At 71.8% G+C, this 14,300-nt stretch carries 11 protein-coding genes; 3 read left to right on the forward strand and 8 right to left on the reverse strand.

Annotated features, from left to right (window positions below):
- From AB0D32_RS31655 to AB0D32_RS31670, 4 genes are all read right to left on the reverse strand, one after another.
- Positions 1-1,757: type I polyketide synthase (locus AB0D32_RS31655; protein WP_357098225.1), on the reverse strand; the 1,757-nt coding region annotated here is incomplete at its 3' end.
- A gap of 171 nt (positions 1,758-1,928) precedes the next feature.
- Positions 1,929-3,497, reverse strand: coding sequence for a fatty acid--CoA ligase (locus AB0D32_RS31660; protein ID WP_357098228.1), 1,569 nt, complete (start codon positions 3,495-3,497; stop codon positions 1,929-1,931).
- A gap of 37 nt (positions 3,498-3,534) precedes the next feature.
- Positions 3,535-4,107 carry an FcoT family thioesterase gene (locus AB0D32_RS31665; protein ID WP_357098231.1) on the reverse strand — a complete coding sequence of 191 codons (573 nt, stop codon included), beginning with the start codon at positions 4,105-4,107 and terminating at the stop codon, positions 3,535-3,537.
- Positions 4,108-4,162: 55 nt separating this feature from the next.
- A complete protein-coding gene (locus AB0D32_RS31670; RefSeq protein WP_357098234.1) occupies positions 4,163-5,191 on the reverse strand; it encodes an AfsR/SARP family transcriptional regulator in 1,029 nt (342 codons plus the stop codon).
- 293 nt (positions 5,192-5,484) lie between these two features.
- On the opposite strand from AB0D32_RS31670, the gene AB0D32_RS31675 reads away from it, so the two are divergent.
- The 3 genes from AB0D32_RS31675 to AB0D32_RS31685 all read left to right on the forward strand — a co-directional run bounded on the left by AB0D32_RS31675 (position 5,485) and on the right by AB0D32_RS31685 (position 10,039).
- Entirely contained in the window at positions 5,485-7,791 is a 2,307-nt protein-coding gene (locus tag AB0D32_RS31675) for a TOMM precursor leader peptide-binding protein (RefSeq protein WP_357098237.1), read from the forward strand.
- 42 nt (positions 7,792-7,833) lie between these two features.
- Positions 7,834-9,303 (forward strand): SagB family peptide dehydrogenase, encoded by a 1,470-nt coding sequence (locus AB0D32_RS31680; protein WP_357098240.1) that lies wholly within the window; start codon positions 7,834-7,836, stop codon positions 9,301-9,303.
- Between the two features lie 130 nt (positions 9,304-9,433).
- Positions 9,434-10,039 carry a response regulator transcription factor gene (locus AB0D32_RS31685; RefSeq protein WP_357098244.1) on the forward strand — a complete coding sequence of 202 codons (606 nt, stop codon included), beginning with the start codon at positions 9,434-9,436 and terminating at the stop codon, positions 10,037-10,039.
- Here AB0D32_RS31685 and AB0D32_RS31690 read toward each other — a convergent pair.
- From AB0D32_RS31690 to AB0D32_RS31705, 4 genes are all read right to left on the reverse strand, one after another.
- The gene (locus AB0D32_RS31690; protein ID WP_357098247.1) at positions 9,935-11,134 is read right to left on the reverse strand and encodes a histidine kinase; all 1,200 of its coding nucleotides are present in this window, start codon (positions 11,132-11,134) and stop codon (positions 9,935-9,937) included. The genes AB0D32_RS31685 and AB0D32_RS31690 overlap by 105 nt on opposite strands.
- A 541-nt stretch (positions 11,135-11,675) precedes the next feature.
- Positions 11,676-12,251, reverse strand: a complete 576-nt coding sequence (locus AB0D32_RS31695) for a sigma-70 family RNA polymerase sigma factor (protein WP_357098250.1) — start codon at positions 12,249-12,251, stop codon at positions 11,676-11,678.
- A gap of 171 nt (positions 12,252-12,422) precedes the next feature.
- Positions 12,423-13,202: an ABC transporter ATP-binding protein gene (locus tag AB0D32_RS31700; RefSeq protein ID WP_357098253.1), complete on the reverse strand. Its 780-nt coding sequence runs from the start codon at positions 13,200-13,202 to the stop codon at positions 12,423-12,425.
- The gene (locus AB0D32_RS31705) at positions 13,199-14,299 is read right to left on the reverse strand and encodes an iron ABC transporter permease (protein WP_357098256.1); all 1,101 of its coding nucleotides are present in this window, start codon (positions 14,297-14,299) and stop codon (positions 13,199-13,201) included. The genes AB0D32_RS31700 and AB0D32_RS31705 overlap by 4 nt, the downstream gene beginning before the upstream one ends.
- Position 14,300: the final 1 nt, after the last annotated feature.

Consider the following 14,300-nt stretch of genomic DNA (forward strand, 5'->3'; position numbering starts at 1 on the left):
GGCCGGTCGAGGTGCGCGTCGAGGGCGGTGCAGACCTCGTCGTAGGCGGTGGCGAAGACGGGGTGGGTGGCGGCGAGTTCGGCGCCCATGCCCAGCCGCTGCGCGCCCTGCCCCGTGAACAGGAAGGCCAGCCGCCCGCCGGGGGCGGCCGCGGTCGGCTGCACGCCCGACTTCAGCGCGCGTACCAGCTCCGCGGTGTCGCGGCCCACCACCGCGGCGCGGTGCTCGAACGCGGTGCGCCCGACAGCCAGCGTGAACCCGACCGCGAGCGTGAACCCGACGTCCTCGGGGTCACGGCCCGCCACCGCGTCGGCCAGGCGCGCGGCCTGTGCCCGTACCGCCTCCGGCGTCCGCCCGGAGAGGACCCACGGAATCACCGGCGGCTCGGCCGCGGGCGCCGACTCGGCGGGCTCCGTCGGCTCGGGCTCCTCCAGCACCACGTGGGCGTTGGTGCCGCTGATGCCGAACGACGACACGGCAGCCCGGCGCGGACGGTCGCCGGCCGGCCACGGCACCGGCTCGGTCAGCAGCGACACCGCCCCCGCCGACCAGTCCACCTTCGGCGACGGCTCGTCGACGTGCAGGGTGCGTGGCAGCAGCCCGTGCCGTAGCGCGCCCACCATCTTGATCAGGCCGGCGACGCCTGCGGCGGCCTGGGTGTGGCCGATGTTCGACTTGATCGAGCCGAGCCAGAGCGGCCGCTCGCGGTCCTGCCCGTAGGTGGCCAGGATGGCCTGCGCCTCGATCGGGTCACCCAGGGTGGTGCCGGTGCCGTGTGCCTCGACCACGTCGACCTGGCTCGCGGAGAGCCGCGCGTTGGCCAGCGCGGCCCGGATCACCCGCTGCTGCGCCGGCCCGTTCGGCGCGGTCAGCCCGTTCGAGGCGCCGTCGGAGTTCACCGCCGTGCCCCGGACCACCGCCAACACCCGGTGACCGTTGCGCCGCGCGTCCGACAGCCGCTCCACCACGAGCACGCCGACGCCCTCGGACCAGCCGGTGCCGTCGGCGGCGGCGGCGAAGGACTTGCACCGGCCGTCCGGCGACAGCCCGCGCTGCCGGGAGAACTCGACGAACGTCTCCGGGGTCGCCATCACGGTCACCCCGCCGGCCAGCGCCAGCGTGCACTCGCCGTTGCGCAGCGCCTGCCCGGCGAGGTGCAGGGCGACCAGCGACGACGAGCACGCGGTGTCGACGGTGACCGCCGGCCCTTCCAACCCGAAGGTGTACGCCACCCGCCCCGAGGCGATCGAGCCTGTGGCGCTGCTGCCCGCGTAGTCGTGGTACATCATCCCGGCGAACACGCCGGTGGCACTGCCCCGCAGCCCGGCCGGGTCGATGCCCGCGTTCTCCAGCGCCTCCCACGAGGTCTCCAGCAGCAGCCGCTGCTGCGGGTCCGTCGTCAACGCCTCGCGCGGGCTGATCCCGAAGAACTCGGCGTCGAAGTCCGCGGCGCCGGGCAGGAAGCCGCCCTCCCGGGTGTACGACCGGCCGGGCGTGCCGGGGGTCGGGTCGTACAGCTCCCCCACGTTCCAGCCCCGGTCGGTCGGGAAGCCCCCGATCCCGTCGCGTCCGGTGGCGACCAGGTCCCACAGGTCCTCCGCCGTACGCACGCCACCCGGATACCGGCATGCCATGCCGACGATCGCGATGGGCTCGTGTGCGGCCTCCTCCGCGTCACGCAGCTTCCGCCGCGTCTCGCGCAGCTCCGCTGTCGTCCGCCTGAGGTAGTCGAGCAGCTTTTCCTCGTTGTCGGGCATCGACGTCACTCCAAGAGCGGACCGGTGGGGGATCGGGTGCCAGAGCGGAACGTCCCCCCGTGCGCGCCGCGCCGCCGGACGGGGCCGGCGTCGCGGGCACGGAGACGGGACGGGTACGGGTGCCCTCCGGGCGGACCACTGTCGCGCCGGAAGGACACGGGTTCATCGCGGTCAGCTCACCTGGCGCTCGTGGCCCTGCCAGAATCGCTCCCGCAGCTCGCGGCGCAGGATCTTGCCGCTGGGGTTGCGGGGCACCCGGTCGATGAACTCGTAGTGCAGCGGCTGCTTGAAGGCGGCGAGCTTGCCGCGCAGGTGCAGGGCCAGGTCGCGCTCGGTGAGCTGCTGGCCCTCCACCGGCACCACGAACGCGTGCACGGCCTCGCCCCAACGCTCGTCCGGCACGCCCACCACCGCCGACTCGGCGACCAGCGGATGGCGGCCGATGACGTGCTCGACCTCGGCCGGGTAGACGTTCTCCCCCGCCACGATGATCATGTCCTTGATCCGGTCACGGATGAACAGGTAGCCGTCCTCGTCCAGCACACCCGCGTCACCGGTCACGACCCAGCCGTCGACCAGCGTCTTCGCCGTGGCCTCCGGCAGGTTCCAGTACTCCACCATCGCCGCCGGGGTCCGCAGCCAGACCTCGCCGATCTCGCCGGGCGGCAGCGGATCGCCCTGGCTGTCGGCGACCTTGACCTCGAAGCCCGGGTAGGGGCGTCCCGCCGCCTGCATCCTGCCGCTGTCCGGCGTGTGGTCGGCCGGGGGCAGGCAGACGGCCGTGTTGCCGGTCTCGGTCAGGCCGTAGATCTGGGCGAACTCGCAGCCGAAGCCCTCGACGCAGCGGGCGAGCAGCGCGGCCGAGATGGGCGCACCGCCGTAGACCACCTTGCGGAGCGAGCTGAAGTCCTCGCGGGAGACGCCGGGCTCCGCCAGCAGCAACCGCAGCATCGCGGGCACCAGGCAGGCGGTGGTGACACGCAGCGTCCTGATCAGCTCGACCGCGCCCGCCGTGGTGAACTCGCGCATCACCACGTTCGTGACGCCCGACACGAAGCCCTGCGTCGCCCACCACAGGCCGCCGATGTGGAAACCGGCCATGCCCACGAGGCTGACGTCGCCCTCGCGCCAGTCGATCCAGTCCAGTTCCGCCGAGGCGAGCGCCGCGCGTACCGCGAAGAAGCTGCGGTGCGCGAGGACGACGCCCTTGGGCAGCCCCGTCGTCCCGCTGGTGTACATCTGCACCAGCGGGGTGTCGGGCGTGACCCTGGCCAGCACGTTCGCGTCCGGCTGGGCCGACGCCCAGGCGGTGAAGCCGGCCCCGGCGGCGCCCGGCTCGTCGAGCCCGATCACCCGCGTCAGGGTCGGCAGTTCGGGCGCCAGCTTCTCGGCGGTGGCGGCCGAGTCGGCGTCGGCGAACAACAGGACGGCGCCGGAGTCGCGCAGGATGTGCTCGACCTCGCCGGCGGCCAGCCGCCAGTTGATCGGTACGAGGACCACGCCGGTCTTCGCCGCGCCGAAGAGCAGCTCGTAGTAGTGCTCGGTCTCCTTGCCGAGGTAGGCGATGCGGTCGCCGGGGCGCAGCCCGGCCGCCTGGAGGCCGCGTGCCACCTGGTTGCTGACGCGGTGCAGGGTGGCGTAGTCGACGCGCCGGCCCTCGCAGACCATGGCGACGGCGTCCGGCTGCTGGGCCGCGTGCCTGCGCGCCACGTCGACGAGGGTGCGCAACTGAACAGTCACCGGGGTCCTCCTCAGGAGACGTACGGGTGGGGGCGGCTCAGGCCGCGTCGGCCTGGAAACGCATGCCGGGCGGGTTGACGAGCGCCATCCGCACCTCGCCCTCGGCGACGCCACCCTGGAGGTCCCAGAAGCGCCACGGCATGTCGATGATCTGGACCGGCTTGCTGCGGTTGCGCTCGCTGAACTCGGCGAAGGACACCTCGCCGTGGAACGACGACGAGTCGATCGGCCGCCGGAACTTGCTCGTGAAGTTCGCGATGAGCATGTCCGGGAGCTGCTTGGCCCAGTAGTCGTCCATCGTCCACGCGGCCAGGGCGGGCACCGCCCGCTCCTGGACGCACTTGGCGATCAGGTAGTACATGAGCTGGTTGAAGCAGATGTTCACCTCGACCGAGTTGAGGTGACCCGTGTCGTCGATGTAGCACGGGTACGGGATGGCGAACTCGCCCTCGGCGCTCGCCAGTCCGTTGGCGACGGTGACCGTCGCGGACTTCAGATACTGGGTCCTCGGCCTCGCGTACGGGCGCAGCACGTCCGAAAGCAGTACCGGGTCGTTGGCAAAAGTCGCACGCCCGATCGACACGCTGTTCTTCACCGGCGATGTGGTCATTGCTATTCCTCCTATGCGCACGAGTGCGAAATTGAAGGTAATCGCGGCCGGTCCATCACCCGGTAACAGCGGAAGAACTGAGCCGACGCCCCTGCCGGACCCGACCGACGAGCCGGTCCAGCAGCATGTCGGAGGTGAGCGACAGATCGGTGAGGAGCGGATCGGTCGACAGCAGCGCCAGGTGCAGCGCCTGGATCCGCTCGGAGGGCTCGATGCCGAGCTCGCCCAGCATCCGCCGGCGGAACCGCAGGTAGACCTCCAGCGCGGCCGGCGTACGACCGGAGCGGTGCAGCGCGAGCATCAGCATCGTGTGCGCCGACTCGTGCAGCGGGTGCTCCACGACCAGCGACGCCAGCTCGGAGGTCGCCTCCCGGTGCCGCCCCAGGCACAGGTCCGCGTCGATCCTGGTGGTGTGCGCGTAGAACCGGCGCTCCTCCAGCCGAGCCGCCTGGGCGCGCAGTTGCGGGCCCCACTGGCCCTGGTGCACGACGTTGCCGCGCCACAGCGCCAGCGACCGGCGCAGGTGCGCGCCGGCCTGCTCGTAGTCGCCCGCGTGCATCGCCGCGGTGCCCGCCGTGACCAGCTCGTCGAACTCGACGATGTCGAGCTGCTTCGGGTCCACCCGCAGCGTGTAGCCCCCGGAGCAGGTGAGCAGGACGTCGCGCGCGATGTCCTCGACGGATCCGCCGAGCACGCCGCGGAAGAGCTTGCGCACCTTGAACATGTACGTCTGGAGGGTGGCGTGGGCGGTGCGTGGCGCCCCCGAGCTCCACAGCTCCCGTACGAGCACCGACGCGCCGACGGGCTGGTTCGCGTTGAACAGCAACGTGGACAGGACCAGCCGCAGCTTCGGCGCGCTGGGTGCGATGTCGACCCCGCCGTGCCGGATGACCAGCGGGCCGAGCAGTTCGAAACGTAGCCCGGTGAGCGTGCTTCCCGCCGGGTGCCGGGGCGGCACGGCCGGTGGCGGCTCGGGACGCCGTGCCTCCGTCACGGGATCGGCCGCCGACTCCAGCAACGCGGCGAGGAGCGTCAGTTTCTCCTCGTGCGACATCGATCCCAGTTCCGCAAACTTGGTAATCATTTCGCCGACCTCGCTATCAGTCGGATCCACCGCACTTTCCACCGCCGACGAGTGGTGTCGGCGTACTGGTTCCGTGACGGGAGCGACGATTCCGACCAGGGGGAGTCAGGACAGGGTTCCACGCTATTCCAAGCGAAGGTCGAGCCGATAGTGACCGCGTCATGCACCGGGGTGACCAAACGAGGGGACAGCACGTGACGGCGGCACTTGCCCGCACCGTGTGCTGCCGGGAGGCTGGGCTGGAGGCACGCTGGAGCGCCGCTGGAGCGGCACTGGTCGAGCAGGGAGCAGCCATGTCGGGTGGGGATGCACAGCTGCGCGTCGGGTTCAAGCGGCACCTGCGGGCCCACGTGGTACGCGGTGACGCGGTCTACCTGCTGTCCGAGCGCGGGGCCACCTCGGTCAGCGGGACGCACGTCGAGGCCCTGGCGCCGCTGCTCGACGGCACCCGTGACCTCGCGGCACTCGTGCGGGACAGTCCTGCCGGGATGTCGCCGGCCGAGATCGGCACGGTCGTCAGGCGGCTCGTCGACGCCGGCCTGGTGACGCTGCGGCCCGCGCCCGAGGCGGGGTCCGACGACGCCGCGCTCGCGTACTGGGAGTCGGCGGGCCTGGACCCGGCCGCCGCCGTACGGGCCACCACCGCCGCCCGGGTCGACCTCGTCTCCGTCGGCCGTGCGGAGGGTGCCGTGGCGGCGGCGGGTGACGCGCTACGCGCGGCCGGCCTGACCGTCCGGCGGGTCTCCGGGAACTTTTCCGCCCCGCCCTCCGACTTATCGATTGTGATCTGTGACGACTACCTCGACGAGGAGTTGGCTGCCGTCGACGCCGCGCAGCGCGCCGCACGCCGGCCCTGGCTCCTCGCGAAGCCCGGTGGCGCACAGATGTGGGTGGGGCCGGTGTTCGACCCGGCCGACTCGACGGGGTGCTGGCACTGCCTGGCGCACCGGCTGCGCGGCCACCGCCAGGCCGAGACACGCCTGCGCGCCGTCGTCGGCTCCGCCACGGAGATCGCCACTCCCCCGGTGTCGCTGCCGCCGCTCGGCGCCGCCGCCCTGCACCTGGTGGCCCTGGAGGCCGCCAAGTGGACGGCCGGGCTCCGGCACGGCGGGCAGCGGGCGGTGTGGACGTTGGACAGCGTCACGCTGCGCGGCGTCCACCACGAGGTGCGGGCGCGGCCGCAGTGCCCGGAGTGCGGCGATCCCGGCGTCGAGCGCGAACGGGCGTTCCGCCCGGTGCCGCTGCGCAGCCGGCCGAAGGCGTCCCGCAGCGGCGGCAGTCACCGCGCCCTGCCGCCCGAGCGGGTGCTGCACGACTACGGGCACCTGGTGAGCCCGGTCAGCGGCGTGGTCAAGGAGATCACCCGCGACGGGCGCGGCCCAGCCTTCTTCAACTCGTTCCGTTCCGGCCCCAACCTGGCGATGACCACGCGCAGGAACGCCGAGCAGATGCGTTTCGCGCTGCGTGCCGAGAACGGCGGCAAGGGCGTCACTCCCGTGCACGCCGAGGTGAGCGCGCTCTGCGAGGCCATCGAGCGGCACAGCGCCTACTTCCACGGCGACGAGGCGCGCGTGACCGGCAGCTACACCGAGCTGGCCGACACCGCCGTCCACCCCGACGAGTGCCTGCTGTTCGACGAGCGGCAGTACGCCGACCGCGCCCGGTGGAACGCCACCTGCTCACCGTTCCAGTACGTGTGCGCGCCGTTCGACGACGCGGCCGTGACGAGCTGGACCCCGGTGTGGTCGCTCACCGGCCAGCGGCACCGCCTGCTGCCCACCTCGATGCTCTACTTCAACGTGCCGGATCAGCACGGCGGCATGTCGCTGTGCGCGGACTCCAACGGCAACGCCGCCGGCAGCAGCCTGGAGGACGCGCTGCTCCAGGGCCTGCTGGAGGTGGTGGAACGCGACGCGGTGGCCCTCTGGTGGTACAACCGCACCCGGGCCCCCGCGGTCGACCTGGACAGCTTCGGCGACCGCTGGGTCGACGAGCTGCGGGAGGTCTACGCGGGCCTGCACCGCGAGGTCTGGGTGCTGGACGTGTCGTCGGACGTCGGGACACCCACCATGGCCGCGCTGTCCCGGCGCACCGACAAGCGGTGCGAGGACATCATGTTCGGCTTCGGCACCCACCCGGACCCGCGGGCGGCGCTGGTCCGGGCGCTCACCGAGATGAACCAGTTGATGCCGACCGTGGCGGAGGTCGGTGGCGACGACGACGACCGGTACGGCTGGTCCGATCCCGACGCCGTGCGGTGGTGGCGCACCGCCACCTGGGCCGGGGACGCCTACCTGCGACCCGATCCGGCGGTGCCGGCCCGCCGGCTCGCCGACTACCGCCACACCCCGACGGACGACCTGCTCCAGGACGTCCGCTCGGTGCAGCACAGGCTGGAGGCGCTGGGGCTCGACGTGCTCGTGCTCGACCAGACCCGTCCGGATGTCGGGCTTCCCGTGGTGAAGGCCATCGTGCCGGGGATGCGCGGCTTCTGGGCGAGGTTCGCGCCGGGCAGGCTGTTCGACGTCCCGGTCAGGCTCGGCCGGCTCGACCGCCCCACCGAGTACGAGAACCTCAACCCGATACCACTTTTCGTGTAGAGCGGGCGCATGTGGCACCGCCACGCCCGTCGAGGAGCCAGGTTGCCATCCGACGCCCACACGTCCCACCCCGGACCGAGCCTGTCGCTGTGGTCCTTCCGGGACGACGTGACCATCGAGACGGCTGAGGACGGCAGTCTGACCGTCCTCAGCCGCTGGGGCGACGTCCCGGTGGGCCGGCCCGCGCCCTCGGTCGAGGAGGTCCTGCACCGCATGACCTACGGGCCGGTCGCGCTCGGCAACGTCGCCGGGCTGGACCGGCGCGTACTCCGGGCGGTCTTCGAGCAGTTGCCCGGCCGGATCGTCCGCTCGCTCGGCTCGCGGGACTCGCCGATGCCGCTGCTCTCCGTCCAGCCGGTGTCCCCGCTGGGGGTGCTCGAACTGCCGGAGGTGGCCGAGGACCGGCCGGTCAGGCTGTCCCGTTTCGCGTTCGCCCACCAGCGGGACGGCGAACTGGTGATCGAGTCCCCGCTGTCGCACCACCGGGTGGTGCTGCACCGGCCGCAGGCGGCACTGGTGCTCGGCGCGCTCCCCCGCGCGACCACGAGCGTCGAGGTCGGACGGAAGGCCGGCCTGGCGCTCCCGGTGGTGGCGGACGTCGTCGCCTACCTGACCGGCGCGGGCATGGTCGTCGTCGGTGAGGCCGGCGCGTCGCGGTTCCACGAGGACTCGGATCCCACGCTGCTGATGTGGTCGCCGTACGACCTGCTGTTCCACTCGCGCAGCAGGCTCGGCACGCACGACGATCCGGCCGGCGCCACGTTCCGCCACGTCGCGACCCTGCCGCCGCCGGCGGCGGCCAAGCCCGCGCCCCCGGGGCCACGGATCCCGATGTACCGGCCGCCCGTCTCGGTGCCGCACGGGATGCCCCTGACCGAGGCCGTGGACCGGCGCCGGTCCACCCGCGCGTTCGCCGACGCGGCGCCGTCGACCCGGGAGCTCGGGGAGTTGCTCTTCCACGCGGCGCGGGTCCGGATGCAGACGGTGGCCACGGCTCCCGACAACGTGCGGTACACGGTGACGCGGCGTCCGTATCCGAGCGCGGGTTCGCTGTACGAGCTGGAGCTGTACCTGACGGTGGACCGCTGCCCGGACCTGCGGCGCGGGATCTACCACTACAGCCCGATCGAACACGCGCTGACCCTCGTCAACGCCAGCCCGGCCGACGTCGACGAGTTGCTCGACAACGCCCGCGTCTCCGTCGGTGGCCGGCGGCCCCCGCCCGTGCTGGTCACCATGACCGCGCGGGCGGACCGACTGTCCTGGGTGTACGACAGCATCTCCTACGCCACCACTTTGAAGCACGTCGGCATGCTCCAGCAGACGCTCAGCCTCGTCGCCACGATGCTCGGGCTCGCCACGTGCGCCCTCACCATGGGCGACGCCAGGGTTTGCGCATCGGCATTCGGTCTCGACTGGCCGGCGGAGGTCGGTGTCGGCGAATTCGCCATCGGACTACCCGAAAACGACATTTCCGGTGACGAGGAGTACCTGGGCGTACACGGAATGTGAATGGGTCGGCCGGAAGCCCGCAAAAGGCTTTATGCTCCCCTGCGCACGGCCCACAAAATGAGCATTCATGATGCGTGCGGGTGCGTGATAGAACGGGGTTAATCGCGCCGGCCCAACGGGGGATGCCAAGTTGATCAAGGTGTTGTTGGCCGAGGACATGCACATGGTCCGAGATGCGCTGGTCGCATTGCTCAACCTGGAACCGGACATCGAGGTGGTCGCCGCGGTCGCCTCGGGCACGGAGATCCTGCCCATGGCGCAGCGGTTCCGACCCGACGTCGCCGTGATCGACATCGACCTGCCGGGCAAGGACGGGCTCTCCGCGATCGCCGACATCCAGGCCCACCTGCCGGAGATCCGCACTCTGGTCCTGACCGCGCTCGGCCGGCCGGGCACCCTGCGCCGGGCGCTGTCCGCGAAGGCTACCGGATTCCTGTTGAAGGACGCCCCGACCGAGCAGCTGGTCGCGGCCATCCGCAGCGTCGCCGCCGGCCGTCGGGTCGTCGACAGCCAGCTCGCGATGTCCGCCTGGGACAGCGCCGAGTGTCCGCTCACGGCGCGCGAGACCGAGGTCCTCCGCCTCACGGCGGAGGGGCTCCAGGCCGTCGACATCGCGGCCCAGATGTTCCTGTCAGTCGGTACCGTCCGCAACTACCTGACCACGATCGTCAACAAACTCGCCGCGCGTAACCGCGTCGACGCCATCCGGGTCGCCCGGGAGGCCGGCTGGCTGTGACCGGGAGGCCGGGTGGCGCTCCAGGCGCAGCGGCACCTTGGCGCGTAGCCGGAACAGATCCGGCTGCTGCTCGACGGACAACGCCCCGCCGATCTCCCGGGCGCGTACGGACAGGTTGCGCAACCCGTTGCGACCGCTGCCGGGATCCCTGGGCGGCCCGACGGCCAGGTCGTCGTTCACGATCTCGATCCAGGCGTCGTCGTGCGTCTGCCGGATGGTGATGTCGCAGTGCTTGGCCTTGCTGTGCCGCAGGATGTTCGTCACCCCCTCCCGCAGCACCGTGGCGAGCACCGTGCTGACCTGGACCGGCAGGTCCAGGTGGTCGCTGTCCAGCCGGACCTGGATGTCCGCGGCGGACAGCACGGACACGGCGGAGCGGCACTCCTCCTCCAGCGACAGCTCGCGGTAGCCGCTGGCCACGGTCCGCGCGTCGGAGAGGGCGACCCGCGATATCTCCAGGATCTCCAGCAACTGGTCGCTCGCCTCCTGCGGCGACTTCTCCATCAGCCGGTGCACGAGCTCGATCTTGAGCGAGATCGCGGACAGGCTGTAGCCGAGCAGGTCGTGCAGGTCCCGGGCGAACCGCAGCCGCTCCCGCAGCACCGCCATGCGCGCGATCTCCGCGCGGCTCTCCTGCACCTCGACGACGAGCGCGGTCAGCCGGGACAGCCCGTACACCACGAGTCCGGTCGTGATGGTGGAGATCGAGGTGTAGAGCATGTCGATCGGCGCGCGGGTGAAGAGCCACTGGGCAACGGCCATCGAGACGACGATGAGGGAGAAGGTCACCCACGCCGTGACCGCCCGCAGCACGAGCAGCACGCTGCCGGCCAGGAAGCCCGGCATGCCGACCCACGCCTGGCCGAAGATCAGGATCGGCAGGTAGACCAGCGCCGCCTGGGTGGCGAGGACGCCGTACCCCAGCGGCGTCTGCAGGCGCCCGTTGTCCCGGCCGTACCACAACAGCTGCATCGCCATCAGGGCGGCGATGCACGTGAACGACAGCGCGATGGCGATCGGGCCGACCGGCAGGAACATCACATGGAGGAAGCCGATGAGGCTGATGCTCGCGAAGACGGCGGTGACGACACCCATCGCGAGACGGGGCGCCGGTAGCGGCGCCGTCTCCCGCGATGGTGAGCGCCCTGGTGTGACGGAGAGGTTCACGGCAGCAGCGCTCCCGGCTCCTCTATCGCAACCGGCGTACGCCCAGCGGCCGACTCGCCCCGCACCCGGTCCGGCCGATCCCCCGTCGGCCGCGATGCCCGGTCACGGGCGTCGATCCAACAACCACGACACACTCCCCAGTGATCGACCCGCCGGCGGGAATGGTCCTCGTCAGCTCGTAAGACCCGGTGCCGTCGACGGACACCGACAGGGCGCCGAAGCTCACAGAGTGGTTACGCGACAAACGTCTTTGAACGGATTCCGGCCGCGAATTGCGATGTGTCCCTTATGGACACCCTCCCCCTTGAGGGTCGACCTTTCCATATAAAAATGACGGCCGTCAAGCCGCTTTCCCCTGACCACCGCGGCGCGAAAGGGTCCTAATCAGCGCTAGGGAACATTTGCCACCGTCACGTCATATCCTCTAGTAGGGACATTTGACACGGGGATCGCCGCCCGACGTCGGGTCCTACCGGGAGACCGCCGGACGCCGTGGCGGGGCCAGCGCCAGCAGCGACACGAGGTCGCGACGGGCCCGCGCGACGCGGGAGCGGATCGTGCCGACGGGGCAGCCGCAGAGCTCGGCCGCCTCCGCGTACCCGAGGCCGACCACCTGCGTCAGCACGAACGCGTGGCGGCGGGCCGTGGGCAGGGTGCGCACCGCGAGGTTGAGCGCGACCGTGTCCTCCAGACCGGGCAGGTGGTGCGCCCCGGAGCGGTCCGCGGTGGCCTGCCAGTCCTGGTCGGACACGATCCGGGGCCGACCCGCGGCGGCGCGGAAGTGGTCGGCGGCCACGTGCCGCGCGATGGTCAACAGCCAGGCCCGCGCGTGGTGGCGCCCGGTGAACAGGTGGGCGTTGCCCAGCGCCCGGACGAACGTCTCCTGCGTCAGGTCCTCCGCGTCGGCGTGCCCCACCAGATAGACCAGGAAGCGCCAGACGTCGCGCTGCGTGCTGCGGACGAAGGGATCCGCCGCGGAGCGGTCGCCCCGACCGACGGCCAGGGCCAGAGCCGTGACCGCGCTTTCTCCCAGTGACTGCGACATGCATCCACGGTAACCGTGCGGACTGCGGGGAAGAACGCGTTCCAGCGCCGGTCCAGCCAGCCTCATCGCGGGAGACCAGAATCCACTGGAACCCGCTGACCACCTCCCCGGACACGCGCGCGCCCGCCGCCCGGTGTCCGGGGCGGCGGGCGCGTCCGATCCACCCCGGGCTCAGCCCACCCCGGCCAGCGGCCGGGCGCCGTACGTGACACGGACGACCCCGTCGTCGTGCCGCTCCGTCTCGGCGGTGACCCCGAAGACCCCGGACAACACCTGGGGCGTGAGCGAGTCCAGCACCGGGCCCGTCGCGACCACCTTCCCGCGGTCCAGCACGGCGAGGCGGTCGCAGCTGCGCACCGCGAGGTCCAGGTCGTGCAGCACCGCCAGCGTGGTGACCCCCAGCGTGTGCACCAGTTCCAGCAGCTCGAACCGGGCCCGGATGTCCAGGTGGTTGGTCGGCTCGTCCAGCACCAGGAGCTGCGGCTGCTGGGCCAGCGCCCTGGCGAGCAGCACCCGCTGCTTCTCGCCACCGGACAGCGAGCCGTAGATCCGGTCCGCGTGCCCCAGCACCCCGGTCCGCGTCAGCGCGTCCTCGACGATGTCGTGGTCCTCGGCGCTCTCGCGGTCGAACACCCCCTTGTGCGGCGTCCGCCCCAGCGCGACGACCTCCCGCACGGTCAGCCCCGGCGGCGTGGGGCTGTTCTGCAACACGGCGGCGGTCCGCCGCGCCGCCGCCCGCGCCGACAGCGACCAGACGTCCTCGCCGCCGAGCAGCACGTGGCCGCTGCTGGGGCGGACCGACCGGTAGATCGTCCGCAGGAGCGTGGACTTGCCGCTGCCGTTGGGGCCGATCAGGCCGACGACCTCGCCGGGAGCGACGTCCAGGTCGACGTCGCGGAGGATCGGCGTACTGCCGATGGATACGCACACCCGCTGCACCTGAAGCTTCATGAGTGGGACAGGCTCCTATCCCGGCGCATCAGCCAGATGAAGAACGGTGCGCCGAAGAGGGCGGTCAGGATGTTGAGGGGCAGTTCGTTCGGCGGGTCGACCGTCCGGCACAGCAGGTCGACGACCACGAGGTAGAGCGCGCCGACGAGCGCTGCCAGGGGCAGGACCCGGCGGTGGTCCACGCCGAACGCGAGCCGTACCAGGTGCGGGACCATCAACCCGACGAAGCCGATGCCGCCGGCCACGGCGATGAGCACGCCCGCGAGCAGCGACGTCAGGACGATCGCCACGACCCGCAGCCGCTTGACGTCGATCCCGAGGGCGGTCGCCGACTCGTCGCCGGTGACGAGCGCGTTGAACTGCCGGGCGTACAGGGTCAGCAGCACGGTCACCGCCAGGACGACCACGCCCGCGACCTGGAGTTGCTCCCAGCGGGCGCCGGCGACGCTGCCGAGCAGCCAGAACATGATCTGGCGCATGTTGTTGGGCGTCGTCTGCAACTGGAGCAGGCTCGTGATCGACGTGAACACGTAGCTGATCGCGACTCCCGCGAGCACGAGTCGGACCGGGTTGAGCCGGCCGCGCTGCTGGCCGAGGCTGAACACCAGCGCCACCGCCAGCATCGCACCGACGAACGCCGCGCCCGACACGCCGAGTCCGCCGACGGTGCCCGCGCCCAGCGCCATCACGGTGACGGCGCCGACCGAGCCGCCCGCCGACACCCCGAGGATGAAGGGGTCGGCGAGGGGGTTGGCCACGAGGGCCTGCAACACGACGCCCGCGACCGCGAGCCCGGCGCCGCACAGCGCCGCCAGCAGCACCCGTGGGATCCGGAAGGTCCAGACGATCTGGTCGTGCGCCGGGTCCACCGCGGGCGTCGACCCGGTCAGGTGTGCCCAGACGATCCGGCCGGTGTCGCCGACGGACACCTGTACCGACCCAACGGCCGCCGCGACGAGGATCATGACGACCAGCAGCAGGCCGAGCACGAGCAGGCACAGCGGAAGCGGTGCGCCGTGCAGCGGGGCCGGGCGGGCGACGGTGCGCTTCGACACGGCCGGCACCCGGCCGTTCATGGAACGTGACAAGGTGGCCATG

This window comes from Micromonospora sp. NPDC048170 (assembly GCF_040652795.1).
Classification (GTDB): Bacteria; Actinomycetota; Actinomycetes; order Mycobacteriales; family Micromonosporaceae; genus Micromonospora.